Raw genomic sequence first — 20,431 nt, forward strand, 5'->3', positions numbered from 1 at the left:
ATAACCCAGAATCAGTTAAATTAGTAATAGAGATCAGATGATCATTCCCCTTTCCAAAATCATAACGCCCATGAAAAGTTTTTTTTCCCTGATTGTCCTCGTTTTACCCTTGACGTTATTGGCCCAAAAACTGGTGGTTACCATTACACCCGACACAACGCAGGTTTCTCCTTTCCTGTTACTAGCGCGCGACTTTGCTTCCGGTGAAAACGATACCCTGCTGAACTTCTCCGGCAAACAGGGAAAAACAATTGATACGTCCATTCAGATCAGCAGAGTATTTGTATTGACGATGGAAGATCCCAACTTCCTGATTGGACCATCCGACTCCATTGCTTTCGCCTATGATTACCAAAAGAAAAAATACAAACTGCTGGGCGGAAGTTGGCCGGAGAACTACTCTATCTTACAGGATATAAAAAACCTGCTCTTACCATATAAGCGGTACAATCCCGCGGGAGACAATTACGAAGAGTATGTCCGGGCCCTGGACTCAGCCAGCTTTGCCAGGCTCAGCCTGCTTGATAATAGCATGGCTTCCGGTAAACTTTCCAGTGATGCATTCAATTACATGAAGCATTACATTCGATATGTACATGTAAATTCACTGATGCGTTTCACCAATTCACGATCTTTCAAAGCCAGGTACCCCGCCACTTTCAGTAAATTATCAGACAGCCTGTCCATCACAAGTTTCGATAAGGATAAAGCTGAGATCTTCTACGAGCCCATTTATCAGATGTCGCTGCTAAGATCCCTTACCCTTCAATTCCGGAAACAGGACAGTCTGAATTTCCCCCAAAATGCCATTGACTACGTGCTGAACAAATACAAGGGAATTGAGAAAGGAACCCTGCTGCATCTGTTACTTGTCAACTCGCCCAAACTGGCTGCTGATCTCGATCTCAATTATTTCGGCAATCTGGTTGCCAGCCTTCCATCGCAGGATATTCCGGAACGATATTCCCGGCCGGTGAGGGAGGCTTACAAGAAAAGGATAGTTAATGGCAAGATGATCCCCGCAGATATCATGCAGCAGGCTCAGTTGAGAACAGCGGAAGGAACTGTTCACCGCCTTGATTTGCTACTGGAACAATACAAAGGGAAAAAGATATTGATCGATTTCTGGGCAAGCTGGTGTGGTCCCTGTATTGCTGCTATCGCTGAGGTAAAGAAAATTGAAAAGCAATACGAAGACAAGAATTTGAAAGTGCTGTATTTTTCGCTGGACACCAACGAAAAGAGCTGGAAGGCTGCCGCATCGAAGCTGGGCCTGGGAACATTCCAGTACCTGCTGGAAAGTGATTTTTCAAGTTCACTGGCTACTTACTTCAATATACAGGGCATTCCTTTCTATCTGCTACTGGATGAAACGGGCAGGGCTCAAATACTGGAGCCATACGAACTGCACAATCAATTTTGAGCATGCAGTAATACCTGTTCCTTTTTTAATATCGTTCATCAGTCCATTTTTTCGCATCTTGCAGCCTGAAAAACACGAACTGATGAAATCATTGCTCCTGTATCGTATCCTCAGCTATGCGTTGATCCTGGTAGCCGGCTTTCTTTCGCTGATGCTTCTGGCTGTGATCCCTGCCGCCCTGGCCAATCCCGTGCTGCTGTTGTTCGTGTTCCTCATTGCCTGCGTGATCATTTACAGCTATACCAGTTTCCGTTTCCTGACACGCGGCATCGACCGCAGGATGTACTGCAAGCCACAATTGCGCGACCTGATGAAAGTGAACAGCTACTTCACAGTAGGCATCGCTGTACTCTTCATCATGCAATCCATCACTTTGCTGGGAAATCCACACCTGGCCGATGAAGCAGCTACCCAGGCCCTGGATAATATGCCTCCCGAAGCCAATTTCGGAAAAGAAGATATCATCAAAACACTGCGGTTCATCGAGCGTTTCTTCCTGATCTACGGCATTGTGCTGCTCACTCATATTTTTATCACTTACTATTATCTGAAATTGTTCAAAGGGGTTTTCGAACAGCATACGGATAATCCTGAATAAGGCTGCAGCTTACCAGTTCTCCGGCCGGGCCCACTGGCCTTACCCTGTTTTTTTGCCATTTCATTAGCTAATATTTTTAGTAACTTCGCCCTTCCTATGGCAGCTACATCCATTCCTTTGGCGGAGCGACTGAGACCTGAAAGCCTCGATGAACTGGTGGGACAACAACATCTCGCCGGCAAAGGCAGCATACTGCGTACTTCTATCGAGCAGGGCAAAGTACCCTCCATGATCCTCTGGGGCCCGCCCGGCACCGGTAAAACCACTATTGCCAATATCATCGCGCATACCCTGCAGCTTCCCTTCTTCACCCTCAGCGCCATCAGCGCCGGTGTAAAGGACGTTCGTGAGGTGATCGATATTGCAAAGCGAACAGATAAAGCGATCCTCTTCATCGATGAGATCCATCGTTTCAACAAAGGACAGCAGGATGCCCTGCTCGGAGCAGTTGAAAAAGGCACTATTACGCTGATCGGTGCCACCACCGAGAACCCCAGCTTTGAAGTGAACAGCGCCCTCCTCAGCAGGAGCCAGGTGTATGTGCTCAAATCACTGGATGAAGCAGACCTGGTGAAACTCCTGCAACATGCCATGAAGGATGATGAGCTCCTCAGTCAAAAGCATATCGATCTCAAAGAAACTGCAGCTCTCATCAATATCTCAGGCGGCGACGCGCGCAAACTGCTTAACCTCTTTGAACTGGTGATCGATACACTCAGTACCGGGAATGCAGGAGATGCGGATCATCCCATCGTAGTCACAGACAATGCAGTGATGGAAATTGCCCAGCAACGCATTGCCATGTACGACAAAAGCGGCGAACAGCATTACGATATCATTTCCGCTTTCATCAAATCCATCCGTGGCAGCGATCCTAACGGTGCCGTATACTGGCTCGCGCGCATGATCGAAGGAGGGGAAGATGTGAAGTTCATCGCCAGAAGACTGGTGATACTGGCCAGTGAGGATATCGGCAATGCCAATCCCACCGCACTGGTGATGGCCAATACCACTTTCGATGCCGTGAATAAGATCGGCTATCCCGAATCAAGGATCATTCTCAGCCAGTGTGCCGTGTACCTTGCCTCATCACCTAAAAGCAATGCTTCCTATATGGCCATCAACGAAGCCATTGCTGCTGTACATCAGCATGGCGATCTGCCGGTACCACTGCATATCCGCAATGCTCCCACCAAACTGATGAAGAACCTCGACTATGGCAAGGGTTACCAGTATTCCCACAGTTACGAAAATAATTTCGCTCAACAGGAATATCTCCCCGATGCTCTCGCAGGCCGCGCATTCTACACTCCCGGAAAAAATGCAAGGGAAGAAGAACTGCGCCGTTATCTGAAAAATCTCTGGAAAGACAAATACGGCTATTAAACATCATCAAACTTGCATCATGTCATCCACTACCTGGTCAGTTAAACCATTTGCAGCACTCACACCCGCTGAACTCTATGCCATCCTTCGCCTGCGCAGCGAAGTCTTTGTTGTAGAGCAGCAATGTGTTTTCCTGGATATGGATAATAAAGACCAGCAATGTTTGCATCTCATGGGATGGCAGGGAGAATTGTTGGCTGCATCCACCCGGCTGGTGCCACCGGGAATTTCCTATGAGCTTCCTTCAATCGGTCGCGTGGTATCCTCACCGTTAGTTCGCGGCACAGGAATAGGAAGAGAACTGATGCAAAGAAGTATCGATGAGGTAAAATTACGATGGGGAACATACGATATCAAGATAGGAGCTCAACTATACCTCATGCAATTCTACAACTCACTTGGGTTTGAACAATCCAGTGCAATCTATATGGAAGACAATATCGAACACATAGAGATGATACGTTATAACTCACGCTGAGCAAGCTTTTCCACAATTCCTTCACAACAATAATTTTTTTTGTGCGTCACACACAAAAATGAACAATTCTGCGTTTATACTTCGCATAGCGGTGTTATTGATGATATAACACATGATCCATTGACCGTCTGAAAACTAAAAATCTAATATCTCATGAAACAGCATCTACGCTTTTCTGTAGGGAAGCGCTGGGTATTATCGCTTGCGGTTCTCTGTGGTAGCCTGCCCGCATTCAGCCAGTATGGAGAGAAGTCTTCTTCCTGGGAAATCGGAGCAACCATCGGCCCTTCCAACTTTTTGGGTGACCTTGGTGGTAACGCAGGAAAGGGAACCACCTTCCTCAAGGATAATAACTTCCCGATGACCAACCTCACCTTTGGTCTTTATGTAACCTATCAACCCACCGAATGGCTCGGATTCAGGCTGGCAGGGAATTTCGGAAAGCTTGAAGGTGATGACGCCATCATCAAGGGCAAGGGCGGATATGAAGAAGCCCGTAAGAACCGGAATCAGAATTTCAAATCAAAATTCACTGAAGGCTTATTGCTTGCGGAAGTGTATCCGACCGTATTCTTTGAATATGATCAGTCAGACACATGGCATAAGATCCGCCCCTATGGCCTGATTGGCGTGGGTATGTTCAAGTTCAATCCCCAGGGTCAGGATCCGCTGACCGGCAGATGGGTTGACCTCAACCCGCTGAGCCTGGAAGGACAGGGATTTGCAGAGTATCCCGACCGTAAAGTAGCCAAGCTAACGCAGATGAATATCCCAATGGGAGTTGGTGTGAAGTTTTTCCTGAATGAAAAAGTGAGCCTCAGTGCAGAAGTGATCCACAGGAAAACCAATACAGACCAGATCGATGGCGTGAGCACAACTTATATCGATCCTGCATTGTTCTATAAATATTTCCCGGTAGCAAAAGCACAACTGGCAGCAAGAATGGCCAACAAGGCCCTTGATCCGGTAAACCATGCTCCAGGAAGAAAAAGAGGAACCGAATCCAACAACGATGCCTATTATACATTCGGTATCAAGCTGGGCATCAGGTTAGGCAGTGGTGAAAGTTATAACAACTCAACCCGTTGTCCGATCAGGTTCTAATCCGAAATAAATTTTTAGTTGATCCGTACCCTTTAATAATTGCGCTGTTCAATTAATGATATGCCTATGCAATTATTTGTACCCTACAGAAAACATCGATCGTTTCATATTGTATCAGCCCTGGCGCTTTCGATAACGCTGGCAACAACATCCTCCTCTGCCGCAGCACAACCAGCTTCACCGCAGGCTGCCACGCGCGACTCCATTGTTGTTCAGAAGAAAGTGACCAGTAAAAAACATAAGGTAAAACTCTTTCCAAACGCAAAGCACGAAGCCTTGTTCTTCAATGCTGAAGGCGTGGAAGGCAGAGTATACCAGTTCTACCTGTTCAACGTGGAAGGAAAACTCGTTAAGCAGGCGAATATCAAAAACAATCAGACCACTATTGTGCGCAACTTAGAAAAAGGTAATTACCTGTTTGAAGTGTTCAGTGATGATGAGCGGATCGAAAACGGGCAGGTGATCGTACTATAAGATAGTTCTTTGCTTTTCCATAACTAATAACCAGTAAGCAGCAGGGAAATTAGTAAAATCCAATAATCCGGTTGAGTCAAACCTGATCCGTTCCCTATATTTTCAGTACCCAAATCAAAAAAGATTTTATTGATCACTCCCTGCTCTTGCTTATTGGGAAAAGCAAATAAAGTTCTTCTGGTTCTTCCAGTATCCTCAGTGGCCGGCGATGAGTAATTGCCGGCCATTTGTTTTTTTATTAAGCGGGTATTTTTCACAGGAGGGCATTGGCCACTTCTTCCCAGTTATGCAGCCTTTCATATTCCTTCACATCTTTGTTATGCGCAGCATCGAAAAGATAAGGTTTGCCGGCAAAATGCACCAGGTTCTTCGTATGATCATCAATGAGATAATCTCCCACACAAAGACGCTTGTCGCCACAAAGCACAACCTGTTTCCAACTGATGAAGGAGAAATGATCTCCCAGCCAGTCGATCTTATCTTTCAGTGAATTGGGAAATTCCGTAGCAGCTGATACGATGAAGAGTTCATACTTTTTATTGATCTCAGCCAGTACGCGCTGGCTGTTTTTCATCACCGGCAAATGGCGGAAGAAACCGGGTTCATTCAATCTTGCACGGATCAGGTGCTGGTGCTGTTCCGGGAATCCGTTTGCCCAGGAGCCTTTCATTTTCGTGTAATCCACATCGAGACCATATTCTTTCCTGTACCAGTTGATCATTGCAGTCATCGGATCTGCAATCACCTCATCCATGTCAACCAAAACTCTTTTCATAATTATCGTTCGTCTGAATTTATAGTTCGTCTTTCAGGAATTTGCCGGTGAAACTTTCTTTTACAGTCACCAGGCCTTCAGGAACTCCTTCATATAGAATACGGCCGCCGCCATCACCGCCTTCCGGGCCAAGGTCGATCAGGTGGTCAGCTACTTTGATCACGTCCATATTGTGCTCTATCACCAGCACTGTATTACCACGCTCTACCAGTTTGTTGAGCACGTCCAGCAGGTGCTGGATATCTTCAAAGTGAAGCCCTGTAGTGGGCTCGTCAAGAATATAGAAGGTTTTACCAGTATCACGCTTGCCGAGCTCCGTGGCCAGCTTCACACGCTGTGCTTCGCCACCACTAAGGGTTACAGCCGATTGTCCAAGTGTGATATAACCCAGTCCTACTTCTTCCAGCACTTTGATCTTGCGATAGATGTAAGGTACATTCTCGAAGAATACCACGGCATCTTCCACCGTCATGTCCAGCACATCGCTGATGGATTTGCCTTTGTAACGGATCTCGAGGGTTTCCCGGTTGTAACGTTTACCCTGACATTTTTCGCAGGGCACATACACATCCGGCAGGAAATTCATTTCAATCACACGCATACCGCCGCCTTCACAAACATCACATCTTCCTCCTTTTACATTGAAAGAGAAACGACCTGCGTTGTATCCGCGGATCTTTGCTTCTGGCACAGCTGCAAATAAAGTTCTGATATCTGTAAAGAAACCACAGTAAGTGGCGGGATTGCTTCTGGGTGTACGTCCGATGGGCGACTGATCGATCTCGATCACCTTATCGATATGCTCCAGTCCTTTTACGGACTTATAAGGCATTGGCGTCATGCGGCTGTTGTACGCATGTTTGCTGAGGATGGGATATAATGTTTCATTGATGAGCGTGCTCTTGCCACTACCGCTCACACCGGTCACCACAATGAATTTCCCCAGCGGGAATTTCACACTCACATCTTTCAGGTTATTGCCTTTGGCTCCTTTGATCTCCAGGAATTTTCCGTTTCCTTTCCTTCTTTCTTTGGGCACTGCAATGCCGCGATGTCCATTGAGGTAAGAAGATGTAAGGGTATCCAGTTTCAGCAGGCTCTGCGGATTGCCCTGCGCCACTACTCTTCCGCCGTGATAACCGGCTTTGGGGCCAATGTCTACCAGGTGGTCCGCAGCCATCATAATATCTTTATCGTGCTCCACAACCAGCACACTGTTGCCGATATCCCGGAGGTTCTGCAAAGCAGTGATGAGGCGCTGGTTATCGCGTTGATGCAGTCCGATACTGGGCTCGTCCAGAATATAGGTGATACCCTGCAATTGTGATCCGATCTGCGTGGCCAGCCTGATACGCTGGCTCTCTCCTCCGCTCAGGGTGCGGCTGGCGCGGTTCAGCGTGAGATAGGTCAGGCCCACGTCAAGCAGGAACTGTACTCTTTCACGGATCTCTTTGAGGATATCTTTCGCAATCACATTTTGTTTATCGCTCAGTCTGTCTTCAATATTATTGAACCAGACCATGAGTTTATCGAGATTGAATTCGCTGAGTTCGGAAATATTCTTTCCGTCCACTTTGAACCAGAGACTTTCTTTTTTCAGCCTGGCCCCATCGCAGGTGGGACATGCTTTCAATTCCATGAACTGCTCTACCCATTGGCGGATGGCATCGCTGGAACTGGCCGCGAACCAGCGTTTGAGCTGGGGCACGATACCTTCGAACTCCGTCATGTATAAGTTAGCCTCAGTATCCACCGTATCAAAATCGAGGTGCTCATCTTCTTCCGGGCCGGTTTCGTTGCCGTACAACAAAATATTCATGGCTTTGGCGGGAAGGTCCTTTACCGGCACATCCATTTTGAATTTATGTTTCTTCGCCAGTTGCTGTACCTGTTTAAAGATGGTGTTCTCCCTTTCTTCGCCCAATGGTGCGATACCGCCTTCATTAATACTGCGTTCAGGATCCGGTATGATCGCGTCCATGCTTACCTGGTAGACTACCCCAAGTCCTTTGCAGGTGGGGCATGCTCCGTAAGGACTGTTGAACGAAAATGAGTTGGGAGAAGGTTCTTCGTAACTGATGCCTGTGTCTTCGCACATCAGTTGTTTGGAGTACTGGATCACTTTATCGCTGTCGTTCACCAGGAGGAACATCAGGTCTTTGCCGGTCTGCAAGGTTTTCTGAACACTCTGGCTGAGGCGGAGTTTCATATCAGGTGTAACAGGGAGTCTGTCTACCACTACTTCGATATCATGGATCTTGTAACGGTCAACCTGCATCTTCGGCACCAGGTCTTTCACTTCACCGTCTACCCTCACCTTGAGGTACCCTTTCTTACGGATATCTTCAAACAGCTCGCGGTAGTGTCCCTTACGGCCACGCACAAGTGGAGCCAGGAGGGTGATCTTTTTTCCGGTGAAACGCTGGAACACGTTGCTCACGATCTCCTCTTCGGAGAACTTCACCATTTTTTTCCCGGTATTGTAACTGTAAGCTTCGCCGATACGTGCGTACAGGAGACGCATGAAATCGTATACCTCGGTGATAGTGCCTACGGTTGAGCGCGGGTTTTTATTGGTGGTTTTCTGTTCGATGGAGATAACGGGGGAAAGCCCGGTGATCTTATCTACATCCGGTCTTTCCATATCGCCGATGAACTGTCTGGCATAAGCGCCGAAACTTTCCATGTAGCGGCGTTGCCCTTCGGCATAAATGGTATCGAAGGCGAGGGATGATTTTCCGCTGCCGGAGATACCTGTGATCACCACTAATTTATTTTTTGGAATACTGATGTCGATATTCTTGAGATTGTGTACCCGGGCTCCAAAGACATCGATCATTTCCTGCTGTGTGGTTCCGTTATTTTGTCCGTTTTCACCTGACACTGCCTTGTTTACTTTCACATTTGCCATAATTGCAGAGGCTGTATTTAAATTTTTTCCGGGATGAGGTTTTAGTGAGATATATACACAAATTGCAGTCCCAACCGGGAAAACATCAAAGATAAGAACAAAAGGCGGGCGGAAAAGTTGTAGAAGTCTTACTACTTTTTAGCATTCAGGTTCAATGAGATAGGTGACAAAATGGGAATGTGGTACAAAAATTGAAAGCGCAAGGATGAGTTTTCAAGATCAGGTGGATATTCTGATTTTCGGATTGTAACTAATTTTGATGAGTTTTGCAGCATCATAAAGCCCGCTCTGATAATTAGCGAACACTCAGTTCATTAGAAAGTTACCTTGATTACATTAAAAAAAAAGACTATGAAATTACTTAAAAACACCCTGACAGGACTTATGGCAGCATCAGTTTTATTAGCTGGCTGCAGCAGCATGAACAAAACTCAAAAAGGAGCAGTGATCGGAACGGCAGGTGGCGCCGCGGCAGGTGCCATCATCGGTAAAGTGGCAGGTAATGCGGCACTGGGCGCTATCATTGGTGCTGCAGTAGGTGGTGTAACCGGTACTGTGATCGGTAAGAAAATGGACAAACAGGCTGCTGAGATCAAGAACGAAGTACCAGGTGCTACCGTTGAGCGTGTTGGCGAAGGTATCGTTGTTGAGTTTGCAGACAAGAATGCCGTATTGTTCGGTTTCGACAAGGCAGACCTCACTCCTGCAACAGAGAACAGCCTGAACAAACTGGTTCAGATCCTGAAAGAGTATCCTGATACCAATATCGAGGTTCAGGGGCATACTGATTCAAGAGGTACCGATGAGTACAACATGCAGCTTTCCCAGAGAAGGGCAACTTCAGTGGCCGGTTACCTCACCAGGAATGGTGTTGCTTCAGGCCGTGTAACTACCAAAGGTTATGGTGAATCAGCTCCCGTGGCTACCAATGACACAGACGAAGGCCGCGCACAAAACCGTCGCGTGAACTTCCTGATCACAGCCAACGAGAAAATGAAATCTGATGCCAAGAAAGAATCGAACAATTAATTAGCATATTATACGTTTTTGCATATTGTGCTTATTAACATGGGAAAATTGAAATTAAACAGGGCATCCGAGATCAATTACTTATTTATAATCCAGCCCTAATTTCAATTCTTAAATAAAAAAACCAAAAAATGAAAAGGAAATTTTTGGCTCTTAGCGCAGTTTTAGCTCTGATGGCAGGTGCAGCAACCGCACAGAACAAAACCACTTTCGGTGTTCGTGCAGGTGTGAACTTCACTAACTTGAATGGCGAGATTGGAGGAAATGATCTAGATCTCAAAATGAAAGCTGGTTTCCACGTAGGTGTGAACGCTGAAATTCCTCTTGCAGATGAATTCTTCATTCAGCCAGGTGTTCTGTTCAGCACAAAAGGAGCGAAAGCAGACGAAGGCGATGGAAAAATCAACATCTCCTATGCTGAAGTTCCTGTGAACTTCCTGTATAAACCAGAAGTTGGAACAGGCAGGCTTCTCCTTGGTGTAGGCCCCTATCTTGGAATCGCTGTAGGCGGTAAATTCAAAGGAGATGGAGATGACATGGATATTGAATTCACCAATGATGTTGAGAATGAGAATGAATATTTGTATTCAATGAAACGTCTCGACTTCGGTGGAAACCTTTTGTTTGGTTATGAATTTACCAACAAATTCTCAGTTCAGTTGAACGCTCAGTTGGGTATGGCAAACCTGTCCCCAAAATTCCAGGGCGAAAAGCTGGATGACACCAAAATGAAAAATACTTCATTTGGTGTATCTGTAGGCTACAGATTCTAATCGGTCTCATTCCGCCGTAATAACAACCTGGAGACTTCGGTCTCCAGGTTTTTTTGTTTATTTCGATTTGCTCATTATCTTTGCACCAGTTCTTTTTACATCTCTTATCAAGAAAGGCAGAGGGAAATGGCCCGATGAAGCCTTGACAACCTATTCTTTACGACAGCAATGCCGGAAAGAAAAAGGTGCCAATACCACCGTTTAACAACGGACTGATAAGTCAGATAATAGCTTCAAACAATACGACCTCAAAACATATTGAAAAGCTCTTCCTGACTATCGGAAGAGTTTTTTTTTGCCCCTACCGGCACGCTTGCCAGCTCCGGTATCTCCGCAAATCAACGCTCTCCGATCGTTCTCCACTCTTGATAATGGCTGTCGCAGAACACTGTTTATTCAACAATCATCAACGATGGTGCTGACTGAAAAAACACAACAACAAAAGCACTCATCACAAAAACTGTTTATCATGCAAGCGACAACACAACTCATTCACAGCATCCCCGTTGATCCATTGACCGGAGCTGTATCCGTGCCCATCTATCAGACTTCCACCTTCGTGCAGGATGCACCGGGTGTGAATAAAGGGTACGACTATGCGCGCAGCGGTAATCCCACACGCGCCACACTGGAATCACTGATCGCGCAGCTCGAAGGCGGCGCAACCGGCCTCGCATTCGCATCAGGTCTCGCAGCCATCGACGCCGTTGCCAAACTTCTCAAAACAGGAGACGAGATCGTTGCTGTAGATGATATCTATGGCGGCGCCTACCGCCTCTTCACACAGGTGTATGAACAATTCGGTATCAAGATCAATTTTGTTGACACATCCGATCCCGCCAAAGTACTGGATGCCATCACACCAAAAACAAAACTGATCTGGCTGGAAACACCTACCAATCCCACTTTGAAGATCTCAGACATCGAAGCCATTGCGAAGATCGCCAAAGCAAGCAATGCCTGGCTTTGTGTTGACAATACTTTCGCTACTCCCGCCCTGCAACAACCGCTGTTGCTCGGAGCCGATATTGTTGTACACTCTGCCACAAAATATCTCGGAGGCCATAGCGATCTGATCGCCGGACTGGTAGTAACCAAGGATCCCGAGCTCGGCGCACGCATCAAATTCTATCAGAATGCAACCGGTAATATCCTCGGGCCATTCGACAGCTGGCTGGTGATCCGCGGCATCGAAACATTACACCTCCGCATCCGCCAGCACAGTGAAAGCGCACTCGCAATTGCAAAATACCTGGAGCAGCATCCTGCAGTTGACAAAGTGTATTATCCCGGCCTCGCATCACATCCCAATCACGCAACAGCTAAAAAGCAATCTAAAGGTTTTGGCGGTATCGTAAGCTTCTCACTGAAGCAGGACCATCTCGATGCAGCCACTGCACTGGTTACATCCACTAAATTATTCAAGCTGGCCGAAAGCCTCGGCGGCATCAAGAGCCTTGTGAGCCATCCGGCCAGCATGACGCATAAATCCATCCCCGCTGAAAAGCGCCAGGCGGCGGGTGTTTCAGACAGCCTCATCAGACTCAGTCTCGGACTCGAAGATGTTCAGGACCTGATCAGCGATCTCGATCAAGCATTCAATACCAGCGCTGCCAAACTCGAAAAATCAAATACTCATCAAGTAGCAGCCTGTTAAGTTTCAAATATTATGAGCCAGGAAATAATCAAAACGTACAAAGACATCGACCGGACCATTTTGAAAGGCATCCCGAACCCTACAGACCAGGCGTACGAGATCAAGATCAAAATCCCCGAATTCACCTTCCTCGGTGTAAAAGAGCAACCGGACTTTGCAGTGATCTACCTCACCTTCTATCCCGGAAAAAAAGTGATAGAACTGAAATCACTCAAACAATACATCTTCCAGCTGCGAAACATCGTTGCCTCCTACGAGCGACTGATCAATATCATTTATGATGATCTCCAGGCAGCTTACGAACCAGCGCGAATGCGGCTCGTAATGATCTGCAATCCCAGAGGCGGCATCAGCTCCAAGCTGACTATCGACTCAGACTGGAAGATCCGCGGCGGAAAAGAAGCCTTCAATGACTGGAAACTCATTGAAGACGAATGGGAAGTAACCATGTAATCTGTATCTAATAAAACACTCAATATATAATCATCAACGATGGACGCACACAAACAATTGACGATCGGCTTATTCGGTTTTGGCGTAGTGGGCGAAGGACTTTACAAAGTGCTGCAGCAAACGCCTTCACTGAAAGCCAGCATAAAGAAGGTATGTATCAAGAACCCGGAAAAGAAACGCAACGCACCCGATTCTCTCTTCACAACAGATAAAGACGTTCTGCTCAATGATCCCGAGATCAATGTGATCGTGGAAGTGATCAATGAATCCGAGAATGCTTTCCATATCGTTTCCACTGCTCTGAAGAATGGAAAAGATGTTGTAAGCGCCAGCAAGAAAATGATTGCAGAACACCTGCCTGAATTGCTGGAACTGCAAAAACAAACAGACCGCTCCTTCCTCTGCGAAGCCGCCGCCTGTGCGTCTATTCCCGTGATCCGCAACCTGGAAGAGTATTACGATAACGATCTCCTCCATTCTATCAAGGCTATCGTGAATGGCTCAACCAACTTCATCCTCACCAAGATGTTCGAAGAAAACCTGAGCTTCCGCGATGCTCTCATCCTGGCGCAACAGCTCGGCTTTGCTGAATCCGATCCCACACTGGATGTGGAAGGATATGACGCCGTGAACAAATGGGCCTTCCTTCTCACGCACGCTTATGGCATCATCGAACATCCCGACAATATCGTGTTCAATGGTATCCAGAACGTACAGGCAGGAGACGCCAATGTTGCCCGCGAAAAACATTACGATATCAAACTGGTAGCCCAGGCAAAAAAATTACAGAATGGAAAAGTGGCGGCCTTTGTACTGCCACAATTCATCAAACATGACGACCACCTCGCTTTCGTTAAGAACGAATACAATGGTGTGGTGATCGAGAGCGGATTTGCCGACAAACAATTCTTCTACGGCAAAGGCGCAGGCAGCTTCCCTACAGCATCCGCTGTACTGAGCGACCTCTCCGCACTCCGCTACCAGTACAAATACGAATACAAAAAACTCTACCACCATACTCCGCAGGAACTCACCAACGATTTCTACGTGCGCGTATACGTTAGCTTCGACGACTGGAAATACATCCCCAAAGACAAGTTCGAGTGGATCGAAGAATGGCATGCAGAAACCGATCGAAAATACCTGGTTGGCGTGCTGAGCTTCGATGAGCTGCGCAGCAATAGCTGGTGGAGAGAAAACAATACTTCATTGATCCTTTCGCCGGATGCCATCATCGAAGATGTGGAGATCAGGAAACTGAAAAAGAAAAGCCTGGAACTGGCAGGGATCGTATAGTGATGTGATCGAATGATTGAATAATAAAAGCCGGCAAGTTTTGCCGGCTTTTATGCTCTTCTCAATTAATCACCGTACTTTTTTTTGTAGCCTTTGATCTGTTCGATCTGTCTTTCAATATTGGCAGTTGGTTTTCCTTCGCGTGCCATATAATCTTTCCACTCATGGCAGACAGCAAGGGCCTTTTCCCAATGATGATTCCTCCACAGGATATAGATGTATGTGCTGAAGTATTGTGGATTCCGGTTCCTGCTCAGCAACTCTTCCATCCATTGAATGCCTGCCAGCCCCTGGTCCTTTCCTCCGGTGTAATTGCCGAGCATACTTGAAAGCGAAACGGTGTAGCTATCATTTTTCTTTCCATATTTGGCAAGGAATGCCGATCCCCTTTTCATGTATTCATTGATGTCATCTTTTCCATTATTGTCCTTTGCATCGAATACATTATAGAATTCCGCATACTCATCATAGTAAGGATAATTCTTTGCTTTGAATTTCTTCATTTCAGCATTGAACTTTGTAAGATCCTTATTGATAAGCCCTGTATACTGAATTCCTTTGAAATACCAGAGATAAGTGGAAGCCAGAAAGCTGTCGATTGTTACCTGACCAACGGACTTGTAAAAATCTTTCTTATTGTTTTCCATATACTCGAAAGGAACAGAGAAAGGCGCACTCTTCACCAATGCAAGCAAATCAAAAGTATTTTTTGCAGCCTTCTCCTTTTTAGCCAGCGTTTTGAACCAGGTTTCAAAATCAGCAGTAGCTTTTTCGTTCCGGTAAGCCTTCTTCATTGTATTGAAGTAGTTCACCAGGAATGCATGCTCCCTATTGCCGTTCTCCCATTCATGTACCAGGGAAAGCTGATTGTTGTTGGGGTCCAGCGCTGTTTTGCCCAATTCGATCAACCCTTTGCTATCCGGCGCACCAGCCATGGAATGGATATTGTTGCCTTCCGCATCCATGAACATCAAAGTAGGATATGCGTTGATCTTATATTTTTTCCCAACCAATTCTCCTGCGCCTTTATCATCACACTGCACTTTGCAGTTGATGAAATTGGAATTATAGTACGTTCCCACTTCAGGCAAAGGAAATACGGTAGTTGATAGTATTTTGCAGGGAGCACACCAGGAAGTATAAAAATCCACAAATACCATCTTCTTTTCAGACTTTGCTTTCGCCAGTGCGGAATCGAGGTTATGCATGAATTCAATCCCCTGCGCATTTGATGCTGAGGAAATGAAAAGCAAGCTTGCTAAAAAAGCCAGCCTGCATTTTATGAAGTTGAAAGTAAGATTCATCTAATTCTCTTTTTACTTGTATGCTTCGTTCTGTTCCAGTTTAGGGTTTGCCATGATCTCGAGGCCTGGTATGGGGAACCATACATCACCGGCCTTCCAGGTGTTTGGCGGCGACACAGGTTTCAGTACAGCTTCTGCTTTATCCGTTCTTTTCAGATCGAACCAGCGATGACCGAATTCTGCAAAGAATTCAACACGGCGTTCCTGTTCGATAGCATTCAGCACTGCAGCCTGATCAGCAGCGATAGCAGGAAGCAGACCTGCACGTGTACGCACCACATCGAGATCCTGCTTTGCCGTCAGTAATTTCCCTGCACCCTGCCTTGCCCTCGCCTCACTGCGGATCAGGTACTGCTCGGCCAGTCTGAACATTACATAATATTCAGTTACTGCTCCGGTAGCAGCCTTATACTTTGCCGGGAAGGCCCATTTGGGATTATTCACGGGATCACTGAAGCCCACCCATTCCTGTTTGCGATCATCATCCGTTTCAAAAGCATCGAGCATTGCCTGGGTGAGCTCGTAATTGGGACGGGTTGCACCCACTACCAGGAATTGCGAGCCCTCGGCAGTATTGAAATTGGCGCGTACCGGTTGCAACTGCCAGATGGCTTCAGGACTGGCTTTTTTGAATACTTCATTCAAGGCAGGCAATCCTGTTCCGTATTTACCTGACTCAATGATCGCATTTGCTTCCATCTCTGCATCTTCCCATTTACCGAGATAGAGATAAGCGCGCGACAACAGTGCAGTGGCTGTATAAAGATTGGGACGCAGCCGCTCCGCAGTTGGATAAGTTTCTTTCAGCAAAGCTTTCGCATCTTTCAGATCTGTGATGATCTGTTCCCACACTCTTGCAGCGGGTGTTCTTGGCAGCAACATGTTTTCCTGGTAATTAGTCTGCAGTACCAGTGGCACATCTCCAAAGAGGTTCACGAAATAGAAATAACAGAAAGCGCGCATGAATTTCGCTTCTCCTTCCAACTGGGTTTTCACAGCATCGGTCATACCTGTTGCATTAGTCAATCCCTGCAACACTTCATTGATACGATAAATATACCTGTAGCCATCTTTCCAGATGGTATGTACATAGATATTCTCCGGTGTCAGTTCATGATCTGTGTATTCCTGGAAAATGGGAGCCGTGGTATTGCTTTGTGTCCAGATCATTTCATTGGCCGACATGCCGGCGAGTGAGCTCATGGAGAAGCAAACGAAAGAGCCTGCATTACCATATTGATCGTTCATGATATCGATATAAACCGATAACATGGCGGAGGTAGCGGAATTATCGTTGGTGAATACCTTCTCTTTTGTAAGCTGATGCGGAGGGTCTTCCACTGCTACGAACTTCTCACAGGAACTGAGCAGCATTCCGGCAGCCAGGCAGGCAGCAAGCAGCCTGTTGCCGGCTCCGGAAAAAATATTATTGATGTTTGATGCTATTCTTTTCATAATTGCAACTTGAATGGGTCTGATTAAAAAACAACCTGTACGCCAACAGTGATCAGTCTGATGGGAGGCATACTGGAAAGGTTCATCGTTTCAGGATCACTGATCTTGTATGATGTGAAAGTGAGCAGGTTCTGCCCCTGAACATACACTCTCAGATCCTGCGCTTTCATTTGCTGCACAATGGATTTATTGAAGCGATAGGAAAGCGAGAGATTCCTCAGTCTGATATAGGAAGCATCAACGATACGCGCTTCGGAATAGTTAGCATAATAGCTGTAGGTTGTTACAGCAGTGCCGGTTGTAGAGTATTTCTGAACATCAGTATTGTCGCCGGGCTTTTGCCAGCGGGCCAGCATTTCAACCGGCTGGTTGGTGCGGCCGCCCGGAGCCTGGAACAGCAGACTGCTTCTTCCTTTCTGTTTGTTGAAATGGAAAAAGAAGTCGAGTGAGAAACCTTTGTACTCGATGGTGTTCTGCAATCCTCCGTAGAATTTCGGCGCCATATTGTTGATGGCCGTCTGGTCCCTGGGGGTTGACATACCTGCTAATTTATAAATGCCTGTTTCCGGATCAACACCATACATTGGGATCGATTTGTTGATAGTGATGGGCAAACCAATTACCAGTGAATTTGCATAGGAAGTATTCTCAAGTCCCGGATAAGCGATCAATTTATTCTTTGGTAAGGAGATATTGAAAGATGTTTTCCAGCTGAAATCTTTTTGCCGGATATTGGTAGTGTTCAACATCAGCTCCCAGCCATTGTTCTGGATGATGGCGTCCCTGTTGGCAGTGATGTTCAGAAAGCCAACCTGTGCAGGCAGCACAAGACCTGTCAACTGATTATCCGTTCTGTTGAGGTAGTAGTCGGCACTGAAGAAGATCCTGTCCTGCAAAAATGATAACTCGATGGCTGCTTCCCATTTCCTGTTCCGTTCCCAGGCAAAATCAGGATTGTATAATTTTGAAGGGAGCAATCCATTCAGATTTTGATAAGGAATAGCTGCAGTAGTAGCGCTCCATAAAGGCAGATACTGATAATCTCCGATACGGTCGTTGCCGGTAACACCCATACTTGCTCTTAACTTACCGAAATGCAGGAAATGGATATCTTTCATGAAGCCCTCTTCTGTGAAAACCCAGGCTGCGCCAACAGCGCCAAAATTACCGAACTGCTTGCCCGGACCGAACCTGCTGGAACCGTCGCGGCGGGCTGAGAAATTGAGCAGGTATTTACTATCCCAGTTGTAGTTGATACGTCCGAACAATGCTGCATAATGGTATTTGCTGAAAGAATTGGAAACTGCTTTGGAAGAAGCGAGTCCGGGGAATTCCATCAGGTCATCATTGGAAAAGCCTGTGGCGGTAATGGAAGTACCTTCATTCAATTGTTCCTGGAAACTCGCACCTACCATTACCTGCAGTTTTCCCAATCCCAGTTTCTTAGTGTATTCTGCCTGTGGCTCGATGATCCAGTTCTTGTGGATCTGATCATAAAAATCAGCAGAGCTGGTAGGGTTAACGCCATAAGGACTTTGTGCTTTCAACGGATTGGCCGTACGCTGATCCAGGGTCATTGCTGTGTAACCCGCATCCAGCCTCAACTGCAGACCTTCCATCACATTGTACTTCAGGTTCAGGTTACCGATCAGGTTGTCCGTTTTTCCAACATAGGTCTTATAGAGATTGGCCATCGGATTGAGGAAATTGATCCCTTTATCTCTCCAAACCAGATTGCCCTGCTCATCATATGGTTGAGGGGAATTGGGCAGGGTATTGAGTAACTGCGTGAGATCAGTTGTGATGATATTATTCTTGTCTGAACTGTAACCAACATTGAAAGCAACCTGGAACTTATTATCCTGTGAACGATGCTGGAAATTTGAACGGAAGCTAACCCTGTCGTCGTGCATATTGCCGGTAAAAACGGGAGATTCACGATGATAGCCTGCCGCTATGGAGAATTGCGTTTGCTGGCTGCCGCCTGATAATCTCACCTGAGCATCTGTGCTTCTTGCTTTATTGCCCAGCAATGTTTTGCTCCAATCTGTATAGCGTGTAGTATCCCAGAGCGTGAGATCCGGTGCATTGGTTTCATTGGGTGTGAGATTATCATTCTTCAAAGCTTCCAGCCTCATGGCCACATATTCTTTTGTGTTCATGAACTCCGGCAGCCTGGTGGGCCTTCCCCACCCCGTATAGAAACTGGCATCTACTGAAGCCTTCCCGGATTTCGCTTTTCTGGTTGTGATCAATACCACACCGTTGGCGCCTCTTGAGCCGTAGATGGCCGTAGCATCGGCATCTTTCAATACTTCAATACTTTCAATATCTGCGGGATTGATAGCAACGAAAGGATTGGTACGAACATTGGCATTGATCAAACCTCCGAGAGATTGTGCAGTAATGCCACTGGCGAATGTTACACTGGAAAGCGAGTGGGCAAAGGGAACTCCATCTATCACATACAATGGATCGGAAGACGCTCCCAATGAATTCTTACCACGGATCACCACACTAACGGGAGCCCCTGCCAACCCGCCTGTCTGTGCAATCTGCACCCCGGGCAATCTGCCACCCAGGGCCAGCAATGGATTGTCTACAGGCTGTTTGCGGATATCTTCCCCTTTCATTTTGGCAACAGTACCAGTATTCATTCTTACCGTGGTAGTTCCATAAGCGATCACCTGAATTTCATCGAGCTTTGAATTGCTCAATGGCAGTTGAAAAGTGAGATCAGCTATTTCAGTTGCCGGGTCTTGTTTTGCTTTTTCGATAATCGCCGCAGATATTTTTAACTCACGGGTATCGTAGCCAACGAATGACACCAACAATACATCACCCTCTTTCACCTGGATCCTGAATCTTCCTTCCGCATCGGTCATTACCGATGATTTTCCATTCTTAACCATCACGGAAGCGCCGCCAAGCGGTTTACCATCGGCAGATAATACGCGTCCGGAAACAGGCTGCAGGTCCTGCACATACAGGAGTTCAGAGATCGGAGAACTGATCACAGGTTTTGCAGAGATGAAAATACTATTTCCTTTGATGATATACTTGAGGGGCTGGCCGCGGAATACATCAGCCAGGAATTTGTCGAGAGGAGTATTCACAGCTTTGATGCTTACAGGTTTGGCTGTACGCAACAATTGTTCAGTATACATGAATACGAAGCTGGTCTGCTTTTCAACAGAGCCGATCACTTTTTCGAGAGAAACATCCTTACCCGAAAAACTGATCTGTTGCGAAACGGCATTCGCAGCAACAGACATGATTCCAGCCATTAGAAAGAATGCAGTTAGTTTCATTACT

Annotated in this window: 17 protein-coding genes and 1 riboswitch; of the genes, 11 read left to right on the plus strand and 6 right to left on the minus strand. The window is 46.5% G+C overall.

The window, feature by feature from the left end; translation table 11 throughout:
* The first annotated feature begins 70 nt into the window (after positions 1–70).
* From FSB84_RS01420 to FSB84_RS01445, 6 genes are all read left to right on the plus strand, one after another.
* Positions 71–1,423, plus strand: a complete 1,353-nt coding sequence (locus FSB84_RS01420) for a TlpA family protein disulfide reductase (protein WP_158643741.1) — start codon at positions 71–73, stop codon at positions 1,421–1,423.
* 82 nt (positions 1,424–1,505) lie between these two features.
* Positions 1,506–2,021: a hypothetical protein gene (locus tag FSB84_RS01425; protein WP_130543346.1), complete on the plus strand. Its 516-nt coding sequence runs from the start codon at positions 1,506–1,508 to the stop codon at positions 2,019–2,021.
* Positions 2,022–2,117: 96 nt separating this feature from the next.
* On the plus strand, positions 2,118–3,407 hold the full coding sequence (locus FSB84_RS01430; RefSeq protein ID WP_130543345.1) for a replication-associated recombination protein A: 1,290 nt from the start codon (positions 2,118–2,120) through the stop codon (positions 3,405–3,407).
* Positions 3,408–3,426: 19 nt separating this feature from the next.
* The gene (locus FSB84_RS01435) at positions 3,427–3,885 is read left to right on the plus strand and encodes a GNAT family N-acetyltransferase (protein ID WP_130543344.1); all 459 of its coding nucleotides are present in this window, start codon (positions 3,427–3,429) and stop codon (positions 3,883–3,885) included.
* Between the two features lie 153 nt (positions 3,886–4,038).
* Entirely contained in the window at positions 4,039–4,989 is a 951-nt protein-coding gene (locus FSB84_RS01440; RefSeq protein WP_130543343.1) for a DUF6089 family protein, read from the plus strand.
* Positions 4,990–5,055: 66 nt separating this feature from the next.
* Positions 5,056–5,463: a T9SS type A sorting domain-containing protein gene (locus tag FSB84_RS01445; protein WP_158643742.1), complete on the plus strand. Its 408-nt coding sequence runs from the start codon at positions 5,056–5,058 to the stop codon at positions 5,461–5,463.
* Positions 5,464–5,486: 23 nt separating this feature from the next.
* Here the strand turns inward: FSB84_RS01445 and FSB84_RS30600 are convergent, their stop codons facing one another.
* The 3 genes from FSB84_RS30600 to uvrA are packed head-to-tail and all read right to left on the minus strand — an operon-like array spanning position 5,487 to position 9,149.
* Positions 5,487–5,720 carry a hypothetical protein gene (locus FSB84_RS30600; RefSeq protein WP_158643743.1) on the minus strand — a complete coding sequence of 78 codons (234 nt, stop codon included), beginning with the start codon at positions 5,718–5,720 and terminating at the stop codon, positions 5,487–5,489.
* Complete coding sequence (locus FSB84_RS01450; RefSeq protein WP_130543341.1) at positions 5,717–6,238, minus strand: 5' nucleotidase, NT5C type; 522 nt, start codon at positions 6,236–6,238, stop codon at positions 5,717–5,719. Before FSB84_RS01450 ends, FSB84_RS30600 begins: the two co-directional genes overlap by 4 nt.
* Before the next feature lie 19 nt (positions 6,239–6,257).
* Positions 6,258–9,149 carry an excinuclease ABC subunit UvrA gene (gene uvrA / locus FSB84_RS01455; protein WP_130543340.1) on the minus strand — a complete coding sequence of 964 codons (2,892 nt, stop codon included), beginning with the start codon at positions 9,147–9,149 and terminating at the stop codon, positions 6,258–6,260.
* Between the two features lie 351 nt (positions 9,150–9,500).
* Between uvrA and FSB84_RS01460 the strand changes: the two genes are divergently transcribed.
* The 5 genes from FSB84_RS01460 to FSB84_RS01480 all read left to right on the plus strand — a co-directional run bounded on the left by FSB84_RS01460 (position 9,501) and on the right by FSB84_RS01480 (position 14,357).
* The gene (locus tag FSB84_RS01460) at positions 9,501–10,178 is read left to right on the plus strand and encodes an OmpA family protein (protein WP_130543339.1); all 678 of its coding nucleotides are present in this window, start codon (positions 9,501–9,503) and stop codon (positions 10,176–10,178) included.
* 131 nt (positions 10,179–10,309) lie between these two features.
* Positions 10,310–10,951 (plus strand): porin family protein, encoded by a 642-nt coding sequence (locus tag FSB84_RS01465; RefSeq protein WP_130543338.1) that lies wholly within the window; start codon positions 10,310–10,312, stop codon positions 10,949–10,951.
* A 101-nt stretch (positions 10,952–11,052) separates the two neighbouring features.
* A riboswitch (SAM riboswitch) is annotated at positions 11,053–11,173 on the plus strand.
* A 247-nt stretch (positions 11,174–11,420) separates the two neighbouring features.
* A complete protein-coding gene (locus tag FSB84_RS01470; protein ID WP_130543337.1) occupies positions 11,421–12,608 on the plus strand; it encodes a trans-sulfuration enzyme family protein in 1,188 nt (395 codons plus the stop codon).
* 12 nt (positions 12,609–12,620) lie between these two features.
* A complete protein-coding gene (gene queF, locus FSB84_RS01475; RefSeq protein ID WP_127126651.1) occupies positions 12,621–13,061 on the plus strand; it encodes a preQ(1) synthase in 441 nt (146 codons plus the stop codon).
* Between the two features lie 39 nt (positions 13,062–13,100).
* A complete protein-coding gene (locus tag FSB84_RS01480) occupies positions 13,101–14,357 on the plus strand; it encodes a homoserine dehydrogenase (RefSeq protein ID WP_130543336.1) in 1,257 nt (418 codons plus the stop codon).
* A 65-nt stretch (positions 14,358–14,422) separates the two neighbouring features.
* Here FSB84_RS01480 and FSB84_RS01485 read toward each other — a convergent pair whose 3' ends face one another.
* From FSB84_RS01485 to FSB84_RS01495, 3 genes are read right to left on the minus strand one after another with little or no spacing between them, the layout of a single operon-like run.
* The gene (locus FSB84_RS01485; RefSeq protein ID WP_130543335.1) at positions 14,423–15,661 is read right to left on the minus strand and encodes a thioredoxin family protein; all 1,239 of its coding nucleotides are present in this window, start codon (positions 15,659–15,661) and stop codon (positions 14,423–14,425) included.
* A 12-nt stretch (positions 15,662–15,673) separates the two neighbouring features.
* Complete coding sequence (locus FSB84_RS01490) at positions 15,674–17,116, minus strand: RagB/SusD family nutrient uptake outer membrane protein (RefSeq protein WP_130543334.1); 1,443 nt, start codon at positions 17,114–17,116, stop codon at positions 15,674–15,676.
* Positions 17,117–17,139: 23 nt separating this feature from the next.
* On the minus strand, positions 17,140–20,427 hold the full coding sequence (locus tag FSB84_RS01495; RefSeq protein WP_158643744.1) for a SusC/RagA family TonB-linked outer membrane protein: 3,288 nt from the start codon (positions 20,425–20,427) through the stop codon (positions 17,140–17,142).
* Positions 20,428–20,431: the final 4 nt, after the last annotated feature.

This window comes from Pseudobacter ginsenosidimutans, from assembly GCF_007970185.1.
Lineage (GTDB): Bacteria > Bacteroidota > Bacteroidia > Chitinophagales > Chitinophagaceae > Pseudobacter > Pseudobacter ginsenosidimutans.

Bases quoted from the DNA above. Each gene is read 5' to 3' on its own strand.
- FSB84_RS01420 (WP_158643741.1), top strand. From the start codon at position 71: ATGAAAAGTTTTTTTTCCCTGATTGTCCTCGTTTTACCCTTGACGTTA.
- FSB84_RS01425 (WP_130543346.1), top strand. From the start codon at position 1,506: ATGAAATCATTGCTCCTGTATCGTATCCTCAGCTATGCGTTGATCCTG.
- FSB84_RS01430 (WP_130543345.1), top strand. From the start codon at position 2,118: ATGGCAGCTACATCCATTCCTTTGGCGGAGCGACTGAGACCTGAAAGC.
- FSB84_RS01435 (WP_130543344.1), top strand. From the start codon at position 3,427: ATGTCATCCACTACCTGGTCAGTTAAACCATTTGCAGCACTCACACCC.
- FSB84_RS01440 (WP_130543343.1), top strand. From the start codon at position 4,039: ATGAAACAGCATCTACGCTTTTCTGTAGGGAAGCGCTGGGTATTATCG.
- FSB84_RS01445 (WP_158643742.1), top strand. From the start codon at position 5,056: ATGCAATTATTTGTACCCTACAGAAAACATCGATCGTTTCATATTGTA.
- FSB84_RS01450 (WP_130543341.1), bottom strand. From the start codon at position 6,238: ATGAAAAGAGTTTTGGTTGACATGGATGAGGTGATTGCAGATCCGATG.
- uvrA (WP_130543340.1), bottom strand. From the start codon at position 9,149: ATGGCAAATGTGAAAGTAAACAAGGCAGTGTCAGGTGAAAACGGACAA.
- FSB84_RS01460 (WP_130543339.1), top strand. From the start codon at position 9,501: ATGAAATTACTTAAAAACACCCTGACAGGACTTATGGCAGCATCAGTT.
- FSB84_RS01465 (WP_130543338.1), top strand. From the start codon at position 10,310: ATGAAAAGGAAATTTTTGGCTCTTAGCGCAGTTTTAGCTCTGATGGCA.
- FSB84_RS01470 (WP_130543337.1), top strand. From the start codon at position 11,421: ATGCAAGCGACAACACAACTCATTCACAGCATCCCCGTTGATCCATTG.
- queF (WP_127126651.1), top strand. From the start codon at position 12,621: ATGAGCCAGGAAATAATCAAAACGTACAAAGACATCGACCGGACCATT.
- FSB84_RS01480 (WP_130543336.1), top strand. From the start codon at position 13,101: ATGGACGCACACAAACAATTGACGATCGGCTTATTCGGTTTTGGCGTA.
- FSB84_RS01485 (WP_130543335.1), bottom strand. From the start codon at position 15,661: ATGAATCTTACTTTCAACTTCATAAAATGCAGGCTGGCTTTTTTAGCA.
- FSB84_RS01490 (WP_130543334.1), bottom strand. From the start codon at position 17,116: ATGAAAAGAATAGCATCAAACATCAATAATATTTTTTCCGGAGCCGGC.
- FSB84_RS01495 (WP_158643744.1), bottom strand. From the start codon at position 20,427: ATGAAACTAACTGCATTCTTTCTAATGGCTGGAATCATGTCTGTTGCT.